Origin of the sequence: Vibrio sp. Y58_MX_L22 (assembly GCF_024181865.1) — a bacterium.
GTDB lineage: Bacteria > Pseudomonadota > Gammaproteobacteria > Enterobacterales > Vibrionaceae > Vibrio > Vibrio alginolyticus.
In genome coordinates, this window is record NZ_JAMZAN010000003.1 from 162,289 (window position 1) to 183,793 (window position 21,505).

Genomic DNA, 21,505 nt, shown 5'->3' on the forward strand with positions numbered 1-21,505 from the left:
GATATCCCTTACTCTTCTTTCGCGTCTTGGTCGTTGCCAATGCTTAGTTCATCCAACAGTTTCTTTCTCGCTTCTTCATCTTGAAGAACCGATGCGATCTTCTTACGGAACGCAGGAACATTTCCTAGAGGACCTTTCAGTGCAACCAAGGCTTCGCGAAGCTCAAGTAGGCTGTTTAGTTCAGGTACACTTTTCGCGATCGCTTCAGGAGAGAAGTCCTTCATATTTTGGAACGTCAGATCAACACCAATCTGGCCGCCTTCTTCATCAGAAAGACGGTTTTCAACGTTGACTTTAACGTTTGGAGACATGCCCTCTAGCACTTCGTTAAAGTTGTCTTTGTCGATGTTAATTGGAGTACGTTCTTCAATTGGTGTCTCATCTGCACGCGCAGTAAAGTCGCCAACTACCATCATGCTTAGCGGCAGCTCTACGTCTTCTTGCGTATCGCCAGTTGCTGGAACATAACGGATATTAATTCGCTCTTTAGGAGCCACCGAGCCGTCACGTGACATAATTCGTTCCTTATCTAACTCTTTAATTAGTCGTAAATTGCTTTCCACTCTTCATACTTCTCAGGTAGAAGATCCTTGCTTCCAAATAACCGATGGAGTGTTTTTCGAATTAGGTCTTCTAACTGTGACGATAAGTGGGGTTCCCAGCTCTCGAGATTAAACGCTTTTTGTACTTCCCACCCCTTCTCAAGATACGGCAAACACAACGGGTATAATCCAACAGACTGGTAAGCTGCTATCAATTGTAAATACAGCATGAACTGCCCACGTCCCGAGCTATCCAGCTCAAGTTTGCGGGCAAGCTCTGCGGCACATTCCCCTAGATTTTCTAGAGTGATATCCTCCATTGGCAGCGAGTCTTCCTGCGAAATCACAACCGTTTGAACAACGGGTTGAGAAGTCGAAGAAGTAGTATCTTGAGTCGATAACCAGCTCAAGGTCGCTTCATCTGCAAATGGTATAGAATTCTTAAATGAGAGGTGCTCGATGCCCTCTAGCGATTCAACAAAACGCGTCACTTCTTGTTTCACAGCAAGCGCTGCATCATCAAAGCCCAAATTATTAAGCATCGAATACACGAAGTAATGGCCCGTCAGCCAAAACGGCGCATCCGTTAATGTGCGCTCCAAACGCTTAATGGTGTCGATGTCGCTTTCTTGGTCAGCTTTATCTCGGTATTCCGCTTGTTGATCGGACGACACTGCCAAGCTCAAAGGCGTTTGATTATTTTGGTGGTCGGGTAGACCATCAATGTCATCCCAAGTCAGATGACGATAAATCCGGTAAGCCAGCGGATCACTTGGGTTCGCATGAAGCATGACTTCCGCAACCTTCTTCAAGGTGCGCTTAGAAGCCGTCGGCGAAGAGAAGTCCGTATCGACATCGACTTCTTTTGCTACCGCTTTCTTAACTGGCGCAGGTTTAGGGGCCGGCGGAACCGCCTTCACCGGTGCGGTTTGCACTTCACTCTGCGCTGGCGTTTCTTCGGCAGCAGGCTGCGTAGCTGGTGCAGGCGCCGCTTGTTCGACGTTAACGACTGCATCATCGCTCTGCTCATCAGCCACCGCTTGTTGAGATAAGACATTGAGTTGAGTGCGAATCTCAAAGAAATCCGCTTCTGAGTCTTGGTAAACCTCGTCGTACTGGCGCTGCACTTCTTCAATAGTCGAAATGCAGTTTGATACCAAATCCCATGACTGAGCGCTTTTCGCTAACTTGCTGCTGACCAGTTTAAACTGATGGTTCAACCATTCGACTGCGCCATCTCGACCCCGCTTTCGCGAAGGATACAATTCAACGCCAAAGCGACTTAACGCCTCACTAAGCAGCTTTAGACCTTGTTCAAAGCCTTGCAGACCAAACTCTTCTGTTAGCGCGCGAACGAGGTAACAAATGGCTTTTAAGTCTTTACTGTGGTGCTCTAGAACTTCAGTCGCGTGCGTTTTTACCACGCTCCAATCTACTGTTTCGCCAAACAAGGAACCGAATTTCTTCACTTCGGACTCCATCATTTCATAGCAAAACTCGTAACGGGCATCGTTTCCCACTGGAGATTCATCAGAAATAGGATTAAGCAGACGATCGATATCAATGTTGGACAAAATTCACGTCTCCTTCAGTCAAGTAATCTCTCAACGCACGCGCTACCGCAATTGCGCCATTTGCTGGCTTAGATAATCGATGGCTCTGCTCAATCGCATCCGACGCCATGCTATCTAGAATTTTCGTGATTTCTGTAAATTTACTTGGTGCATTCCGTTCTAAATCGGCAAGGGATTCATGTAGCTTTTGTTTGTCGTAAACGGATTGCTCCATCACGGTGCTAAACAAAATAAATTCGCTTCTTGCGACGATTAAATCCTTTATTTTTTTGTCTAGTTCTGGCGTATTACCGAAGTAGGCTTTGGCTAATTCGGCTTCTTCAATTGCTTTGGTGTAAAAGTGCGCCTCTGCATGTTTATCGATGGAGTAATTAATATTTTCCATCACAGCCTTTGGTAAGATTTGGTTGTAAAAATAGGCTTGTGACTGGTTTAACAACCATGCCTCTTTCATTTCATTTTCTGCGAGCTTAGCTTCACCATCTAAAATTAAGCGAGCAATCTGCTTATCTCGACTGCCAGCTATGGCAGATACTTTCATGGAATCGATAGACGCGACATTTAACCCAGACATCACTTTAGTCAACGCCTCATCCGCATATGGAAACAGAGCACCGTCACGAACAAGGGTTTCTCGCAAGGTGACAAGCTCCTTACGTAATTCGACTAATGCCATTGGTAAGCCATCCGCTAACGATTGATACGACGTTAACTGAGCCTGTTTTTCTTCATATAAATTCGAGAGGCTTAACTGCTGAGCTTGATATGCTGTTCGATAAGCTTCTGTCATATCAATACTCTGAGTAGCTTGAGACAATTCTTCTTTGATTTTCCATGGAGGCTGAGCCAAAAAAGAAGCCGTTTCAGAGGGCGTAATAACGTGAGTTACAGTAGTGACACCTCGGGAAAAAATGGCATCCAATTGATCTTTATTCTGTTGATACAAATAACTTCCTGCTGTTGCCAGCACACTCAACACTAAGCTCGCCTCTAATATTTTAAAGCGACCATACGCCGTTTTATCATTTGGCTTACAGTGTGTAAGCAGCAAGTCCGCGTTACGCAAGCTACTGAAAATTGGTGCGTTAGAATTTGAGCTAATTGATTGCGTATCGATTCGCGCTAACTGTTGAGCAAAAGAAATAGCGGTATAGCCATGCCCTCTTGGTTTGTTGATGACTTCTTTCAGCAATTTCCAAATATGAACCGGGATCAAAGCCGGACGCTTTCGGTCTTTTAACTGCTTATTCCAAGCATCACCAAATATTGAGCCTAAAAATAGATGTCCAGCGAGCAAAGCGAGAGAGTAAACATCATCTTGCGGTTCCGCGATGCCAGTTTCTATATAAAGAGGGGAAGCGTAGCTCAAGCTTGCCTCTGCGTAAGGTTCTGTCTCTCCAATGTAACGAGCAGCGCCGAAATCAATGAGCTTAACGTAATCGCCTTCACTCACTAATACGTTAGATGGTTTAATATCAAGATGGCAGATACCTCTTGTATGCATAAACTCTAGAGCGCCAGCGAGTTGATACACCAACCAAGCGATGTGGTCGTGGCGGAAGCCTTTAGAAGAATGACGCTCCATTTTTTCTGCCAGTGATTCACCTTGGATCCACTCGTACATCAAATATGGGCGTTCGAATTCGTTGCCGATTTTTACAAAGTTAGCCACGCTAGGGTGTTGAGAAAGCTCCAGCCTGCTCGCTTCGTTAATCAACATTTTGCTCGCAAATTCTGGCGAGTCATCATTGATAACTTTGCAACAGATTTGCTTCTCTGGCTGCCCTTTTTTTGCAAGATGGTAAACCGTTGTCTTACCATTTCTAGAAGGAAGCTTGTCTAATACATCAAACTGTGAAAAAAGCACGTACTCAAGCTTCGGCTTATTTTTTTCTGCTAGCCTTTGCTCATTCAGTTTCTTTTTCTCAATAGCTTTAACAACCAACTGATCGATATATCCTTTGGCTGTACTCTGATTATTAGACACTTAGTACTCTTTCATAGAATAAATATTATTAGAGTTGAATAATATTTTCTTGAACGTACTTGTATCAAGGTTGGTATTTAAAACAAACAGTAAGCCTATTATTTTAGTTATTATTACTAACTTATTAGACCTATTTACTTACGCTTTCACTGCATGAGTTATACGCTTTTTCGTGTTACAAACTTCAACCTAATAATATGAGTATATTTTCATTGCCATTTGATCGATGAGTGCCCACTAACATTGCAGTAATTGGAGAACTCCTTTGTCACCATGAAAGTCGAACATTAACAACGTAGTTGGTTGCTTAAAGTGGTGCTCTCTGACCGCAAAGGCAATTAAAGCGAGAGAAGAACAACTGCCCATTGTGCCCCACAACTCATTGATAAACTGCGGTTGTTCTGGGTTCGTGAATCGTTCTGCTTTAGCCCCCAGAGCAAAGCCGTAATCTTCCGAATGCATGCGCAGGTTCGTCATATCGGAATACACTTCACCAAATAAATCGAGCTTTTTACTCGCACGTTGAACAAGTCGAAACATGCCTCTTCGGTCTGAAGTGTTTAATTCCGTATCAATGTAGCCAAGCTGCGCTTGAGGCTTAAGTTTCAATGTTTCTACGGTATTTCTTCGACAAAGAATTAAACCCGCCCCACCCTCACTCGGAATAACGCCCCATGGATTATTGGTACTCATTACCATCGCATCGTCGATGAGTGTTTGCATCGAACTCACCAAGGAATCGACACTGATACACATCATAGCATCATATTTATCCAATGATTTCATGGCCTGGAGAACGAAACTAGGCCCACTGGCATGAACAGCATTCACCACAGAGAGAAATTCAGCATAGTTACTTTCACCAAGCCATTCTTGCACCTTTACTAGTGAAACAGACGCAGGCACCGCTATAAGCAAAGGTATTGGTCTCAATGAACGTGGTAACTGTGCTAACAATGAATCAAGCAAGTGGGTGATTAACTCACACGTTTTCTCAAACTGCTCACTTTCTTTGGTGTATTCGATTTTGGCGTAAGTAAAACGCTCGATACCATCATCCCCTACACATTGGTCGAATCTTCCTAAGTCAGCATACGAAACTGCACTAGCAATATCTAAATTCATACCGGTTGGCGTCATCACTTCCATCCCTAGCACGTAACGGCCTGTTGAATTATGCATGCTCGCTTACCTCTTCCAGCTTAGTGATCGATGTCGACACCAACAAATGCTCCTTGCCCTGACAAGGAAACGCAGCGGTGTAACTGATTGATATAGTTTTCTTTTCCGTATCAACGAATAAGGTGTACATCGCCATATCAGCTTGATAACTTTGATCTTTGAACGTCGCGATCGCACGGTATTTTTCTTTAGGAATTCGAAATGAAAGCGTGTCATCATGACAAAAGCCACTCATCATCAAACGCTCCCCCCCACGAAGGAAGCCTTTGCACTGTTGATCAATAGGCGCGCTTTGGAAGAACCGCTTATCAAAATCGAGTGGCAACATTGGCTTGCGATTCTCAATCCAATCGTCATCGAACGTGCCGGCCAGCTTCTGGCGCGACTCAAAGAACGGAGGCACTGGCCCGAACCCCGCAACGCGTAGTTTTTTCGCGGCGGCACTCCAGTCCTCTCGGGGATAAAAAATCGAGGGCACTTTCTGTTCAAGCAATTCTTTGTTGGAGTCGGCAACCCCACCACCTATTCGGTTACGTAAATCACCGCCTACCGCGCAAGTGTAATCAATGTCTTTTTCAATAAATGGGACTGGATTGCTCAGCGTGATACTGCCAGCATGCTCAACCCATACGCGTTCCCCGTGAATAGCGAGAGTCTTATCGATATGACCATCAATCAGCACACGACACTCTTGGTATGTCACTGGCTTTTTCGCGTAGCTGCGCGCTTTGCCGTAAACAAGTACATCTGTGTTTTCTTTGGTATACGCGAACTCGTGGTCAACTTTCATCGCAGAGAAGCCTTCTTCGCCCAAATATTGGGGATCATCGAAGATTTCACTTTCACCTAATTCGTGCCAAACCACACCATCGAATTGCCATGTGCGTTTGGCGACTACAACCCAGACTTCATCGCCGTTTTCGTCACGTTGAAAACGACCTTTGAGTGATAGCTCAGGGTGCGCCTCAATATCCCATAACTGCATTGCTATTCCTTAAGTTGAATCGTTCGCTCGCAGAAGGTGCGGCCTTTAAATTGTTAAAGTTCCAGTCTTGTTGATGAATCGGCATTGCCATATCCCAAGGCACGTAGGCTCTGGATTGAATACAGAGTTGACGCCATAGCCAATCGCGGAACAGCACATCAACGTTAGAATCTTGCATCGCAGCTAACGTAGACTCGAAGCTCAATGCGTAACCCAAGCGGCTTGGTAGATTTTGGATATATTTTTCATCTTCCACCCACTCATTGAGCAGATCGACAATCTCTTCCCATTCATACTCGACACCAACATCTTGCGGATTCAGAGGAAGAAGCTTTCCGTAGACGACATACAAGGCTTGAAGCCAAATTTCACCCTCAGCTTCACCTTCCTCCAGACTTTCCAAGTGCTCGATGATTTGGGGCACCAGTTTCCAATCACCACCCAGCGCAAAATCAACAGGTGCTAATGAAGAAGAGATATCAAACGCCTCAAACTCTTTTAACTCAAGTAACTTGGCATAAGTGAGCACTTGCGCTGATGGTAATCCATTTGGTTCGATGCCAAAGCACTGACGGAGCCAAGTGCCTCTGTCACGTTTGGTAATCAAACGTTCAAATAGATATTGTTCGCTGCCTGCATTGTCATTAAGCCAATCAATCCCCTCTTTTACGTCTTGTAAAGCGAGCAGTGGCAAAGCAACTTGAGAGCTAATGATGCTGGCTTTGTGCCAGCGCTTGATGAGAGAAACACTTAATGTTTGACGTACACGTAAGCATTCAAAGTAAAACGCACTGGATGTCGCATTACCCTCAATAAGCTCCGAAAGCGTACTATCCATAGATTCAACCGGAGATTGTACGGCAATGACCATTGCAGTTTTAGCGTCAATATCTTCGAGTAAACTCAATCCGCACAAAAGGTTATCCAACTCTGAGCCCAACTCCCCCTGTAGCATCAGCCAGCTGTAAATTTCTGGCTCCTGGCCTCTTAACTGATGAATCAACCCCGGTGCTAGCCGATAAAACGACAAGTACACCTGCTTCAGTTCTTCAATTTGGCGTTCGATCAGCTTGAGATACGCCAACTCACGACTTGGATAACCCCTTTTGTGAATTTGAACTCGCTGCCTGATTAAAAACCCGATACTTTCAGAAGCAATGGACAGCTTTTCATTACAGAAATCCAGCCATGTTACTGGCAACTGGGAAAGGTCATTCACAGCGCGCTCAGCTTTTGCTAACGCGCCTTCGACTTCTTGATTGGTTATGGGTGCCTTTAGGTGCTCGACACCGATTCTTTGTCGCATCTAGTTATCCGTTATTAGCGTGCCATAACGCGATTGCAATTAGTTAACTCGAAGTAATTAGCTCACTTGGCGTGACTTGTTAACACAAAACCATTAGCTAACGCGAAGTAATTAGTTAATTGCGATCGTTCCGCCTTGAATTTTTTGTGCTTTTTCTGCTTGAGAAGTGACGTACTTCGCTTTAGTGGTAATTCGTCCATCGCGCCCGCTATAGCGAGTTTCTGTCTCACCACTTTTGACTACCAACTCTTGTTCTGTCTCGATAACCATCTTCTTCGCTCGCAATACAAACTCGTCAGAGTCATCCAGAATGGAGAAGAAAATGTCCGTCACAAGAGGCAAGCTTAAGTCGTCGTTCAAAAACTCAACTCGACAACTTAATCGATTATCGATAGCCATTTGCAGTTCAGAACGACGAAAGCCACGTCCTAGTCTCGCAGTGAGTGGCTGCTTAAATGGGTTACCATCAAAATCAACTCGCACACTGCCCGTAGACTCATTGATAGCCACTATTCTTCCAAAACGCGAAAAGCAAGCCGTTGATTCGGCTTGCTGCTCTGATATTACTTCTGTTGTAAGAGGTTGTTTTTCCATTGTTAGTTAACCACTACGTTGCCACCTTTCACGACGACTTTGTCACTGCCTTCGATCGTAATAGCCGAGCCTGATAACTTTATTGAACCATCACTGTTCATCACTAAAGAGGAACCACCCGTTTTCAATACAATCTTGTCGCCACTGATAATTTGCGTTGCACCATCAGCTTTATAAGCGGTGTTCCCTTTCACTGATACCGTTAAGTTGCCACCAACCGTCTGGTTATCATCCGCACCAATATCTGAACTCTTAGACGCACCGATAGTAAGGTTACTGTTTTCGCCAATATCTAAGTCATCATTTTTACCGATCTTAGTCGTACGGTTATCACCAATTTCTAAGTCAGAATTGTTTTTCACATACTGGGCTTCGTTCGCGTTGTATGTAACGGTAACGTCTTGCTCGACTGTCTCCGTAAACGTACTGTTTACCTTTGTCGTTTTATGCCCATGAATGGTTTCTTTATGGTCACCATGAACTTCATTCGTTTGGTGACGTGCAACCTTCAAGAATTCATCTTGACCGATATCACGGTAACGGTTGTTGAGCACCTTGGTCGACATGTCTTTTTGAGCGTGAATATAGACTTCTTCTTGGTTCGCTTCGTCTTCAAAACTCAACTCGTTGTAACCTGTTCCTTTGTGCGTTTGCGTGCGGAACGTGGTACGAGTTTTGTTTTCTGGCAAAGAGTACGGTGGGAAATGCAAACCGTTGTAAACTGCGCCCGTAACTAACGGACGATCTGGGTCGCCTTCAAGGAAGGTCACTACGACTTCATGGCCAATACGTGGCAAGTAAACCGCGCCCCACGTTGGAGCAGCCATTGATTGACTCACACGAATCCAGCAACTTGCATGTTCATCGTTGTTACCATAGCGATCCCAATGGAACTGAACCTTAATTCGTCCTAGTTTATCGGTGTAAATCTCCTCCCCTGCAGGACCAACTACAACCGCAGTTTGCGGACCATCCACTACTGGAGCCGCCAACTTGGGCGCTTTGAATACAACATCACGTGGAATACACGTGAACTGGTTGTAGTAAGTAGTTGGCATGCCACTCGCTTCGTCTTCGTGCACTTGTGGGTCTTGCCCTGTGTGCATGACGGATAACATGATGTAATCACGGTTGATTTCAGAGCGAGGATGGTCACTGATGTTAAAGCTGTAACCAGACGCCAAACGCATCACATCACTGCTCGCTTCTACTTGCTGATTATCGACAATGTGCTCAGACATCCACTCAGTGGTTCTCACCTGCCCCATTACAGGATCAACATAACGTCCAGGATAATCAAACTGCTTTAAATCTTGGTCCAGATCACCTGTATGAGTCATCTCTTGCGGGATCTTTGGCTGCTCGTAATTGTAGTCAGTGTAAGTAACCTGACCCGTTCTCACACGGTTAACTAACTCGAGATCGGAGATATGCTCACGGTCAGCAACACCCCCACTATCGGCGTGATATACAATCGGCCCAATATAAGATGCATTGAGAGGAGAGCTAACCAGTGGAGCAATGGCATCGTTACTATCGACAATGACCATTGTGTGGTTCGAATCGGTGTGGTCGAAATAGTACCACATACCGTGTTCTGCCATCATACGCTGAACAAAGTGTAGGTCTGACTCACGGTATTGCAGCGCGTACTCTTTTGGTGGATAAATACCAGATAATTCAAAGCGATAATCGGTCACTGAACCATCATCAAGCACCTCTGTAATTATATCTTTCGCTGATTTTTGTTGGAAAATACGACAGTCTTGGCGTTGTGATAAGAACCAAGCTTGCGGAACCAAAACTAACTGATAGCGAGAGAAGCGACGGCCTGTACCCAAATAACGAACTTCGTTCACCACACCATTGAATATGCGTGCCGCGCTTAAGCCTTGTCCATAAAGAGTCAGTGTACCTGCTTTTCGTATTAACGAATCAAAAGAGATATCTGGATCAAGTGAAAGTAATGAGAGACTGATGTGAAAAGGTTTCGAAAGCTCTTCATTTACTTGAAAGCTTTCTACTCGAAACTCGTGCCCACACCCTGGCACTTCAAATTTAAATTCTACGTCATTCACCATATCTTTTACCTGATACAAATAATCGAATTAGGGCCAACAATTGTTGGCCCTGAATCTTTACGCAAAAAAGCAATTATGCTTCGCGTGGAGCACGCCAGTCGTCGTTACCAGCTGTACCACAGTTTTCGTGAGTTACTTCGATTGCACGGTAAGTAAACTTAAGAACTTCTTCTGTAACGCGATCAGCTGTTGCTGCATCTTGACAGTGGTTCATACGAGTTTGGATATCGACAAGTAGCGCATCAATCAATTTGATTGAGTAGTAGTGCTCTTGTTTACCTTGAACTGAAGTGCGGTAGAAGCGGATCACACACTCAGGAAGTTTTTCGCCAGATACTAGTGCGTTGAATAGTAGTGGAGATGAGCGATCTTGAACTTTAGTTACAACAAGTGGACGGTGTACACGTTGACCAGTTGGCTGACCACTTTGTGGATCACGTGGAACTGTTAGCACGTGATCAAGCTCTTGTACTAGGAACTCATCAACGTGAGCTTCTTGCCATGTGTTACCTACTGAATCTGCAGAGTAAGTATCTTTAGTAATATGGCCTTGAGTCTCACCTTGGATAGACATATATGCTGGAGTTGGCATCGCTATTTCCTTTTCTAAAATCTGTTTTGTTTAAATCACCAAATCGCTTATCACCGCGACTACTTGGTATAATCAAAGTCCGTGCCAACTTTAAAAACACAACAAAAACAACGACTTAATCAAATCAAGACATTATTCACTAATATCTTGAGTACAATTTATTGGATAAAAAACCAAAAAGTTGGATTAAGATAATAATAAATTGTTCTAACTTTAAAAAGTGAAAATAACCATATAAAACCGTGTAAATAAAGTCATTAAAACTAATAAATCCGACACTTTTACTATCAATTAATTTAGAATAACAACGCCATTAAAATAACCACAAACATTAATGTCACAATAATCATTAAAAATAACCAACAAACGATAGTCAAAATATCTTGATAAAAAAACCGCACTGTCACTTTTAGTATAATAGCCGCTACCTCTTTTCCTCTAAAGAATAAAATGGCTATGATAAATATAAACCTTTCTTCATTAATTCAGCGTCTACACCCGATTGCAAAAGTGGCATTAGAAGACGCCGCTGCACTTGCAGTCTCTGAAAAAGCAAACGAAGTTCAAATTGAGCATTATTTACTGAGTCTATTAGAAAGGCCAAATAGTGATTTTGACGTCTTATTAAGTCATTTTGATTGTTCTGAGAACTTATTAAGACAATCGGTTCGATCCACACTCGACACCAACGCCAAAGGAAATGGCAGCAAACCTGTTTTTTCTGCTTTATTAATCGAATGGTTACAAGAAAGCTGGCTGGTTTCTTCTTTAGATCTATCCGAAACACAAATCCGCTCTGGCGCTCTACTCCTTACTCTTGTTAGCAACCCTCTCCGTTACGGCCAACATGGTTACGCCTCTATCCTTGAAGCGGTAAACCCTGACAGCCTTAAGCGTAACTTTGCAGAGCTAACCAGCCACTCTATTGAGGCGCAAGTCGCGACTTCTGAGAAAACACAAGCTCGTGAAGATGGTTCCGCACTGAGCAAGTTCACGACCGACTTCACTGGTAAAGCACGCAAAGGCGAAATCGATCCTGTTTTCTGCCGCGACCAAGAAATCCGCCAAATCGTAGACATTCTTGCTCGTCGCCGTAAAAATAACCCTATTGCTGTTGGAGAACCGGGCGTTGGTAAAACCGCAGTAGTAGAAGGCTTGGCACTTAAGATTGTACAAGGTGACGTACCAGACAACCTCAAAGGTGTTGAGCTTTACGGGCTAGATATGGGTCTTCTGCAAGCTGGTGCAAGCGTAAAAGGCGAATTCGAAAAACGCCTAAACGCAGTATTGGATGAAGTGAAAAACTCACCAACTCCAATCATTCTTTTCATCGATGAAGCACACACCCTTGTTGGCGGTGGTAACCAAGCAGGCGGCAGCGACGCGGCAAACTTGCTAAAACCAGCCCTAGCGCGTGGTGAAGTGAAAACCATCGCTGCGACAACATGGTCGGAATACAAGAAGTACTTCGAGAAAGATCCTGCTCTTGCGCGTCGTTTCCAATTGGTGAAACTCGACGAACCGTCTCCTGAGCAAGCAGCATTGATCATTCGTGGTCTGCGCCCAGCATACGAGAAGTCACATAACGTTTACGTGCGTGACGATGCTATCACTGCTGCGGCAGCACTTTCTGCTCGTTACATCTCTGGCCGTCAACTGCCAGACAAAGCGATCGATGTACTAGATACGGCGTGTGCACGAGTGAACATCAGCCTTAATGCCATTCCTGCTTCTGTTGGGACTCTGCAGCAAGAACTTGCAGCTCAACAGCGCGAGCTAGAAGCTCTTGAGCGTGACGCTCTGCAGCAAACTGGCGACAAGCACAGCCTTGCTAACATTCCAGATCTAAAACTGGCAATGGAAGCAACGAAAGAAGAGCTAGCAGAACAAGAAACGCAATGGCACAAAGAAAAAGAGCAGATCCAAGAGATGATTGCTCTACGCTCTCGCTTGCATGAACTGGTTTTTGGCGAAACAAATGAAGAAGAGCTTGTTGCAGACGAAGATTCAGAACAAGAGCAAGACGTTTCTCCATATGCAGAAATGGATGAAGAAGCCGTTCGCATTGCAATTTCGGCCTGCCAAGAACAGTTAGACGCAATCCGCAGTGGTAACCCGCTGGTTCACTTTGAAGTGGGTCCAGATGAAGTTAGCCATGTGATCTCGGACTGGACTGGTATTCCTATGGGTAAGATGCTTCAAGACGAAGCAGAAACCACGCTAAAACTGAAAGAAAGCCTAACACAAAGCATCAAAGGCCAAGAATACGCTATCGATGCACTGTCTGAAGGCATTCAAACTGCGAAAGCTGGTCTAGGTAATCCAGACGCACCAACAGGCGTATTCCTGCTGGTTGGCCCAAGTGGCGTGGGTAAAACCGAAACGGCTCGTGCGATCGCTGATCAAATGTTTGGTGGTGAGCGCTTTATGACGACCATTAACATGTCTGAGTTCCAAGAGAAGCACACGGTATCTCGCCTAATCGGTTCACCTCCGGGTTACGTAGGTTACGGTGAAGGCGGCATGCTGACAGAAGCGGTTCGTCAACGTCCATATTCTGTTGTTCTTCTTGATGAAGTGGAAAAAGCCGACCCTGAAGTGTTGAACCTGTTCTACCAAGTGTTCGACAAAGGCACGCTGAACGACGGCGAAGGCCGCACAATCGACTTCAAGAACACGCTGATCATCATGACCAGTAACCTTGCGACGCATGAGATCGAATCTTTGGTTCATCAATCCAAAGACATCGATGCAAACATCATCGCAGAAGCTATTCGCCCTACTTTGAACCAACACTTCAAGCCGGCGCTGTTGGCACGTATGTCAGTACTACCATTTGTTCCGCTGTCTGATGAAGCAATGACAGAAATTATTCACCACAAGCTGAACAAAGTTTCTCAGCGTCTACAGAGCCATCACAAGTTGTCTCTGAGCTACGAAGAAAGCTTGGTTGAGTTCGTACTAGGTAACTGTCGCCTTGCTGAAACGGGCGCGCGTAACATCGACGCGGTCATCAACCGTCAGTTACTGCCGCAACTATCGACTCAGCTATTAGTGCATGACAAGGATGATTCACATACGCAAATCGAAGTGTCTGTCGATGAGCAAGGAACACTAACCTATGCGTTCAGCTAACCATAGCGAACTTAGTAACGCCCTACTTGCGATCAGTCAGTCTTTGGCTGATCGCAGCCAGCTTACCCAAACGTTGGATGCTGTGTTGACCGCTGCGAGACAAATGACCCTCGCAAAGCACGGCATCATTTACGTTTTGGACCAGACTGGGCAGGCGTTGATTCCAAGTACCGCTCACCATAACGATAAAACTATCGTTTCCCACCCTTGGGAAGCATTACAGTTAGACTCAGCCAGTGAGAACGACCCATTTAACTTTGCCATTCGTAATGGTGAAGTGGTGTTGATTAACGAGTTGTATAAGTACAACGGCTATGACTGCGAAAGCATCTATCAAACTGAGCAGACACTGGGATTAAAAAGCGAGAACTTATTGGCTTGGCCTTTGATTGATAGCGAAAGCAAAACCATTGGACTGTTAGTCTTACTCGATTTAAGTGTTATCGACAATGAAGCTGCATTGACTGAGTTTTGTCGTATGGCCGCGAGTAATATTCGCCAAGCTGTGTGGTTAGAGCAATACGGGCAAATAATAAAAAATCTCAATGCCGACAATCAAGCCCTAGTGCGCGAGAACACTCAGCTCAAAAAACGTACCCAGAAAGCCTATCAAGGTCCTATTGCAGAGAGCGAAGAAATGCTCAATGTCTTGAATCGTCTTGATAAGGTGCTATCTCTTCCTGTCGACGTTCTGTTGCGTGGTGAAACGGGCGCTGGTAAAGAAGTGATCGCGAAATACATTCACGAAAACTCTAATCGTTCAGAACAGCCTTTGATCGTTCAGAACTGTGCGGCTATTCCAGAGCAGTTATTGGAATCTGAGCTTTTTGGGCATAAGAAAGGTTCATTTACGGGCGCAGACAAAGACAAAGTCGGTTTGTTTGAAGCAGCCAACGGCGGCACGCTTTTCCTAGATGAAATTGGCGATATGCCAATGCTACTGCAGGCAAAGTTACTGCGTGTACTACAAGAACGCAAAGTTCGCCCTATCGGTACCAGCAAAGAGATTGAGGTGGACGTTCGCGTTATCGCCGCAACCCACTGTAATCTTATGCAGCAAATCAAAGATGGCGGATTCCGTGCCGATTTGTTCTATCGTTTGAATGTGTTCCCTATTACATTACCACCATTGAGAGCTCGCAAGTCAGACATTATTCCCCTTGCCGAACATTTCGTGCAACACACAACCAACACGCTAGGTCTGCCGCAAACGCCAGGGTTAAGTGCCAACGTACGTAAACAGCTCCTTGCCTACCAATACCCAGGGAACGTGCGTGAGCTTAAGAACATCATTGAGCGCTCGGTGCTACTGTCCGATTTTGAAACCATTACTCACATTGAGTTTGGCGAACAAATCCCAGAAGATGTACCAAGTATTGACATGAAAGCAGCTTCACCTACCCCAGAGCAACCTGCTTACGAGCAGCAAGCACAAGCGGATTTAGAAGACGTTTCAAAGAGCCTTAAGGACGTTGTCAGCCAATACGAGCGTACAGTAATCATCGATTGCTTAAATGCCTGTAATTGGCACACCAAGAAGGCCGCTGAGCAATTGGCGCTGCCAATGAGCACTCTCAACCATAAGATGAAGAAATACGATATTTCTGCAGCGGGTTGATGGGGGTTAAAAAGAAACTTCTAAATTCAGTATGAAGTCATAAGAAAAGAAAAACCGCCCGAAGGCGGTTTTTTTGTATGTTACTTTGCCTGTAAAAGAGCTATTTCCGGAGCATTGAGCGAAGACGCTTGTTTCGTTATCCAATTCTCAACATATCCTTTCTGCTCGTTCTGTACCCCTAGGTTTTTCCAGTGTAAGTGATTCGCCTCACTTGTCGCATTTTCCTTTTCAACCGTTTCTATCCATGGCTTACCCGTCATGAAGTCTTTCACCGCAGGAACTTGAAGCTCAAACTTCGGTAGTTCATAACCTTCACTTACATCCATTTGTTCAAATGAAGCCAGCTCAAGTTTGATAGGTTTTAGATCATTACCATCTAAAACATCACCAAAAGGTCTTAAACCATTAACTAGTTTGCCTGTAGGCGACACATAAGAGTACTCAAAGCGAATGATATAAAGGTACTTTTTCTCGCTTGAAGTTAATAAACGGGAGAAATTCGCGTCATTCTGATCAATAAATTGAACGGCGCTTTGCTCCAGACCTGTACGCTTAGTCGCGCCGCTATCGTCAAGCTCTAGATCAAAAACGGTTCTTGTTTCTATTCCATTATACCCAGTATTTGACTTCTCGGTAACAAGACGAGAATGAATGTTGACTACCCCGGCATAATACATCACGTCATTTTTAACTGGACCATCTTTGATCTGCAGTTTCACCCCACACTCAATGGCGTTGAGTAACATTGTATCGTAGTCGTCACTCGCACGTTCATCCCCCAACACCGCAAAACAAAGTGAAAACCTTTGCTCTTTCGACCAATCAAAATTTTGGTTTATCAGCTTATTTGCGTTGCCTTCACCCCAAGCAAGGTCACCGTCAATTTCAACACCAGGCAAAATAATAAGGTTGCCATCGATCACCTTCGGTGTACTGTCTCGAGATGATGCAGACTCACTCATGACAAACTCTTCGATCAAAAAGTCAGTGTCTGTGAGTTTCGTCTTTTCCAATGTTCGACCGTTAAAGTTTTTCGCTTCTTGTGCAGGGCTTTGACCATCGATACCAAAGTTAACTTCAGTAATATCTAGAGTGTAATTTTTATATGTACCCAAGCCCTCTAACTTACCCGCTAGCAAATCATGTCCTCCTAGTGAGAAGACATATCTCATCTGCTCAAAAGCACCGGTGTCTCGAACATATTCAAACACGCTTTGACCTGTAAAGAAGGCTTTCACCTCATCTATGACTTTAACATTTGGGCATAACGGCTTGATGCCATGGATTAAAAACTCACCAAATCCATATGTTGGCTCAAATTCAAGACCATGCAATTCCTTATCCTTAGCACCTTTACTATCAAAGTGTTTTTTAATCGCTCCATCAGGATCTTCGAATTGAGAGGCATCCATTTTGGTGAACAATACATCAAAGGTTGGCCCGTGAGAATCCAAGCCAACAACGGCTGCGCGATAAGCGACCTCCTGTAAAAACAGTGTTTTAGATGAGACATTGTCTTTTAAAACTACCTGTAGTTTCACGCGAGTTTGTGGGCGTAGCTTTCGTCCATTCTGCGCAAATGCCCACTCTACATATGGCGTCCATTTAGCACCGTCTTGAACCAGCAAGCGGCTGAACTCTATATCATCATGCCCAAGTTCTACTGTAGCTAAGTTGAAGTCGTGACAAAATGCCTTTAGGCCTTCTCGGATAGAAGCTCTTTCTTGCAAGGACTCATCTGATTTTCGGTCCAAGAATAGACGTGTTTGTACAGGGAATCCCGTATTAAATGCCCCCCCTATTTTTTCACCGTAACTCCATTGTAACGAGCTATTGGCATCTGATTTAGAGAACAAACCAGATTTTTTAAAGCGGTTTACCCAGTTCAGGGCCAGTGTATTACCATCATTGACTGGAATTTCCCAGTTATCACTCATGACATACAGCTGAATAAACTCGTCAACTCGATAATCCTCAATGAAATCATCAAAGTCCCCCGTCAGGCTCCACTTAGCGCGGAGAAGCGTTAGTAACTCAATCAAAGAATTCAAAGCATAGGAGCGCAACAAAAAGCGCTTCAACAACTCATCATGATTCGCCTGTTTTTTGAGAAAGTCAGCTAAGCCAACAGCATCAATGACCTGAGGTTGAAGATCTTGACTGATCCCCTTATACAGTGAGATAAGCTCTTTATTGATACAGCTGAGCGTTTTTAGCATACTTTTGTTATTGTACTGAGCTTTGATCTCCTTAAACGTCGCATCACCAAAAAGGTCGCCATAAAAATCAGTTGCAGCGCCCAAAAGATCTGCTCCCACTTTACCGGCAAAATAATAGGCTGCCACTGGTGCGGCAGGCGTCCAGATTGCGACGCTTGCCATTGCATCAACGGCAGCAATAATCAACTTATCTTGAGCTTCCTTTGCCGCAAGCTGATGCCCTTCCCAAATTTGATGCGCGCGATTTAATGCCATCGTTCCAGATCGGCTCGGTGGTAGGGAAACCGCAAAGTCAGGGATGATCAACCTAACCTCTACACGTCGGTTCACAGCGATATCCGCAGTATCTGATCTGTCGTTTACATCGGCATAACCGTCGATATCATCAATCAGTTGTGACTTACCCTTAAACTCAATCAACAACCTTGATTCTAGGTTCGCTCGTTCTTCTCCGCTTGTTTTGGCGAGGATGGCCTCTTTAACTACATCCGCACGCATTTTAGATATCTTTAAGTTATTTTCATGCGTTCCTATTGGCCCTGCATGGCCAATAATGGCGACTTGGTAATCAGAATTGTCAGATAAAAGTTGACGCAATCTATCGCAGACGATTTTATAGTCGATGTGTAGCGCTTGAACTTCGTTCTCAAACTCAGCAGAGTTAAACTTGAAGTTCATTCGAACAACGACCCCTTGACCATCAGCAAAGATCTGAGCATTCCCTTCTTTACCAAGTGCTTCCTGCACCGTTTCTGCCTTTTTTTGCCAATGTTCTGGATTATCAAAGCGACGAACAAACGTTAAAGAAGAAAGATAGTTTTCAGCGTATTTGCTTAAAGTTTCTTGCGCTTCTTTCGCATTTTTAATTTGTTCAGAGAACGCCGAATATTGGTCGAACGCTTCCTTGCCACTTGCGATAACTCCAATTGCTGGTAGCGCGCGATTTGTTCCGCTCAAAAAATCACTGCTTAAACGTCCAACGCCACGCATGATTTTTGACTCTGGGCCTGCCGTTTTAAAAGCACGTTTGATATAAGGAATATCGATGACATGCTTTCTAAACACTAACGCTTGTGCTTGTTTCAGCGTTAGCTCTTTACGCGCAAAAATCTTTGCAAGGCTGACGCTCTTTTTAACACCACTGGTTGCGGCAAGTGCCGAATGTAACGCGATACCACTCATCAGAAATGGAGGTAAGGCCCCCGATTCACTGTTTTCCCATAGCGCCTGCCCGATGGTTTTCGCCATTTCTGCAGGTGGACCATAAAGCTTGGCGCCCTCAATAGAGAGAAAGTCACTGCTCAACGATTCGTAGGTTTTGTTGATCGCAGCATGCAAAGATAACGGTGCGACACCCGGCTTTTGCGTAGTTTGATAGGTTAACCCCTTCGTCGCGTAGTCTGAATAAGATGGCAGCTGATTAGGAAATTGTTGGATGAGCGCTTCCTCTAAGGTGATCATGTCACCACACACGCACGCCATTTTGCCAATGCCCGCTGTATCGATAAACGTCAGTTTTTCATGCAGTTCATAAGTATATACATTCTGCTCCACATCAGTTTGAGGGTGTTTCATGAACTGCTTTGTGACATTGGCCTTCAGTACACTTTCGGGTAACACCTTACGTGTTTCATCGAATGCTAACCATTCATCTTCCCAAAATTGGATACGCAACAAATAAAAACCATCTTCAACTTGGCTTGGATCGAGGTTAAACAATGCACTTGGTAAAACTGTATTACCTTCCCTTTTTATCACCCACAAAGGTTCTTTTACCGAGACCGTCGCTTCAGCGATAACTTCTTCAGTTGCATTTTCTATATCACCCGCTTTAATACTTTGAACTGGGCGAATCAACGAGACCTCTGCGCCACCATAAAGCTTGTCTGTGAACAGTACAGCACAGCTGTGCATCCTTGGCACAACAAAACCTTTCAGGGGTTTGTTTCTTTTTTTCTGACGCTGCAACCAATCGTTGTAGCGTTGTTGCTCTGCTGTGAGATCGCCACCAATATACGCAGGAGCAAGTTGACTAAGGGCAATTTCTGTAAGTTGGAACTGCACACCCGTTTGGTTTGTTTCGTTAGTCCCATCATCAATGTACTGAGCAAAATGCTTAATGTTTTCAGCAAGGCTTGCCAGATCTTTAGCGCCCCCCGTACTTTCTGGATCATTCTGCGACGCAATCATCTGCGCCAACAAACGTAATGGTGGAAAACTTAATTCATAGTTTTTCCCTTTGCTGAGGCCTTCCGGTCGGTTGCCCAACTTGAGCACTTCGTAATTGTCGACATCTCTCGGCACTGAACTTTCAGAATCGACTTTTTCTCCCGATAAAGGCTGCTTACCCCCTGTTTGCGGTGGCTCACCTAAACCTAACTCGACCAATTTTCCCTCTTTGGTGGTGCCCCACAGTGCGGGTTCGTCTCCCGACAAGGCATTGACAATCACCGGGGTCAAAGGAATGGGACGAATCTTACCCGCTAGCTCATTTACTTCGGTTAGATCTGGTTGGGTATGCCAGTCAGGGAATGCCCTACTTAACCCAACTTGCTTTCCTTCAAAAAAAGCACCAAACAGATAGACTTCATTATCAAATGTGAAAGCCATCAGTTCTCCTCCTTAAACCAATTACCTTGGTTTGCGGAGAGGTTATACACAATGGCAGGATCTATTGTGCGGCTGTAACCCAACGGAGACCAACTCCACGCTTGTTTTGTCTGGTTGTTCTGTACTGACATCAGCATCGCGTTATAATTCGTCAAAGAAAAACGATTTTTTAGACCGATGGCATATTGCATTGCCCCATCACGCTCAATCTGTTGACCATTTGCTAGATCAACAACAAACACATTGTGATAGTTGCGATTAGCCGCCCAAACGATGTCCCCTTCTGGACTGATCGCCGTATAATGCGCTTTTGCTTTATTAACAGGTAACTTTTTCCCCCATTGAACCAATTTTACAAGCTCATGAGTCTTTTCATCAATGATTCCAGCTCCAACATCTCCCACCTCATAAATCAACCCGCCTTTTATAAATCCTGTACCGAATATTTGTAAATCCGTTTTTTCCGCCTCACCTTTAGCAATATCCCACTTATACACCACACGCCCCACCTTACCCGTGCGGTAATAAACGTAGCTGCTATCTTCCGCCCACAGGAAACCCGGAATACCAGCTAAACGATGCGGCAAGTCAATTAATTTTTGCTCTTTTAAATCAAAAAGATGTATGTCAGGTCCGGAGTTCAGTGCAACGTAACGATTATTTGGTGAGCGACTGGTTTTGTATCGAGTGCTGGATGCCTTTCCAAGATAGGGTAAATCTGTCACCAAACGCAGGTCCGTACCATCGGTCTTCATACTCCAAACTTTTACACGCCCTTCGTACTCATCGTACATTGGGTCTGGTCCATATCCTTGATCGTCTGATAAGTTTGCCCAAGTAAACTGAACGCGTGGCAAATCGTAAGAACTCGCGTCGTTTAAATCTTCCCTTGGCCATTCTTTGGCACGATGGATAAAGTAACGAGGAAAGTCACGTTGTTGATAAGTCGCAGAGCCAGATTTACGGACCTTGCTCTGCTCCATGGTGTAGTAGTTATGTTCACCCACGTAAGTGCGGCCGTCATCTTTACAACCCGCTATCGATAAAGCAGTAAGTAACAGTAATAGTATTTTTTTCATG

Annotated in this window: 13 protein-coding genes; 2 read left to right on the forward strand and 11 right to left on the reverse strand. The window is 44.6% G+C overall.

What is annotated here, in order from left to right; genetic code table 11:
- Positions 1-8: 8 nt before the first annotated feature.
- From tssB to NL626_RS08605, 9 genes are all read right to left on the reverse strand, one after another.
- Positions 9-515, reverse strand: coding sequence for a type VI secretion system contractile sheath small subunit (gene tssB, locus NL626_RS08565; protein WP_005373381.1), 507 nt, complete (start codon positions 513-515; stop codon positions 9-11).
- Between the two features lie 26 nt (positions 516-541).
- Complete coding sequence (gene tssA / locus NL626_RS08570) at positions 542-2,116, reverse strand: type VI secretion system protein TssA (RefSeq protein WP_154204264.1); 1,575 nt, start codon at positions 2,114-2,116, stop codon at positions 542-544.
- The gene (locus tag NL626_RS08575; RefSeq protein ID WP_154204263.1) at positions 2,103-4,103 is read right to left on the reverse strand and encodes a protein kinase; all 2,001 of its coding nucleotides are present in this window, start codon (positions 4,101-4,103) and stop codon (positions 2,103-2,105) included. Before NL626_RS08575 ends, tssA begins: the two co-directional genes overlap by 14 nt.
- Positions 4,104-4,340: 237 nt before the next feature.
- Positions 4,341-5,285 carry a hypothetical protein gene (locus NL626_RS08580; protein WP_054577790.1) on the reverse strand — a complete coding sequence of 315 codons (945 nt, stop codon included), beginning with the start codon at positions 5,283-5,285 and terminating at the stop codon, positions 4,341-4,343.
- Positions 5,278-6,270: a DUF2169 domain-containing protein gene (locus tag NL626_RS08585; protein WP_213914913.1), complete on the reverse strand. Its 993-nt coding sequence runs from the start codon at positions 6,268-6,270 to the stop codon at positions 5,278-5,280. Before NL626_RS08585 ends, NL626_RS08580 begins: the two co-directional genes overlap by 8 nt.
- Positions 6,251-7,576 (reverse strand): hypothetical protein, encoded by a 1,326-nt coding sequence (locus tag NL626_RS08590; protein ID WP_253657229.1) that lies wholly within the window; start codon positions 7,574-7,576, stop codon positions 6,251-6,253. The genes NL626_RS08585 and NL626_RS08590 overlap by 20 nt, the downstream gene beginning before the upstream one ends.
- Positions 7,577-7,687: 111 nt before the next feature.
- Positions 7,688-8,170, reverse strand: a complete 483-nt coding sequence (locus NL626_RS08595) for a hypothetical protein (RefSeq protein ID WP_025767908.1) — start codon at positions 8,168-8,170, stop codon at positions 7,688-7,690.
- A 2-nt stretch (positions 8,171-8,172) separates the two neighbouring features.
- On the reverse strand, positions 8,173-10,251 hold the full coding sequence (gene tssI / locus NL626_RS08600; RefSeq protein ID WP_253657230.1) for a type VI secretion system tip protein VgrG: 2,079 nt from the start codon (positions 10,249-10,251) through the stop codon (positions 8,173-8,175).
- A gap of 73 nt (positions 10,252-10,324) precedes the next feature.
- The gene (locus tag NL626_RS08605) at positions 10,325-10,843 is read right to left on the reverse strand and encodes an Hcp family type VI secretion system effector (RefSeq protein WP_005373415.1); all 519 of its coding nucleotides are present in this window, start codon (positions 10,841-10,843) and stop codon (positions 10,325-10,327) included.
- 456 nt (positions 10,844-11,299) lie between these two features.
- Between NL626_RS08605 and tssH the strand changes: the two genes are divergently transcribed.
- Together tssH and NL626_RS08615 are read left to right on the forward strand one after the other, a co-directional pair.
- A complete protein-coding gene (gene tssH / locus NL626_RS08610) occupies positions 11,300-13,978 on the forward strand; it encodes a type VI secretion system ATPase TssH (RefSeq protein ID WP_253657321.1) in 2,679 nt (892 codons plus the stop codon).
- Positions 13,965-15,596: a sigma-54-dependent Fis family transcriptional regulator gene (locus NL626_RS08615; RefSeq protein WP_253657231.1), complete on the forward strand. Its 1,632-nt coding sequence runs from the start codon at positions 13,965-13,967 to the stop codon at positions 15,594-15,596. Before tssH ends, NL626_RS08615 begins: the two co-directional genes overlap by 14 nt.
- 80 nt (positions 15,597-15,676) lie before the next feature.
- Here NL626_RS08615 and NL626_RS08620 read toward each other — a convergent pair whose 3' ends face one another.
- Together NL626_RS08620 and NL626_RS08625 are read right to left on the reverse strand one after the other, a co-directional pair.
- Positions 15,677-20,425, reverse strand: a complete 4,749-nt coding sequence (locus NL626_RS08620) for an OmpA family protein (protein WP_253657232.1) — start codon at positions 20,423-20,425, stop codon at positions 15,677-15,679.
- Positions 20,425-21,504, reverse strand: a complete 1,080-nt coding sequence (locus NL626_RS08625) for a hypothetical protein (RefSeq protein ID WP_053349232.1) — start codon at positions 21,502-21,504, stop codon at positions 20,425-20,427. The genes NL626_RS08620 and NL626_RS08625 overlap by 1 nt, the downstream gene beginning before the upstream one ends.
- Position 21,505: the final 1 nt, after the last annotated feature.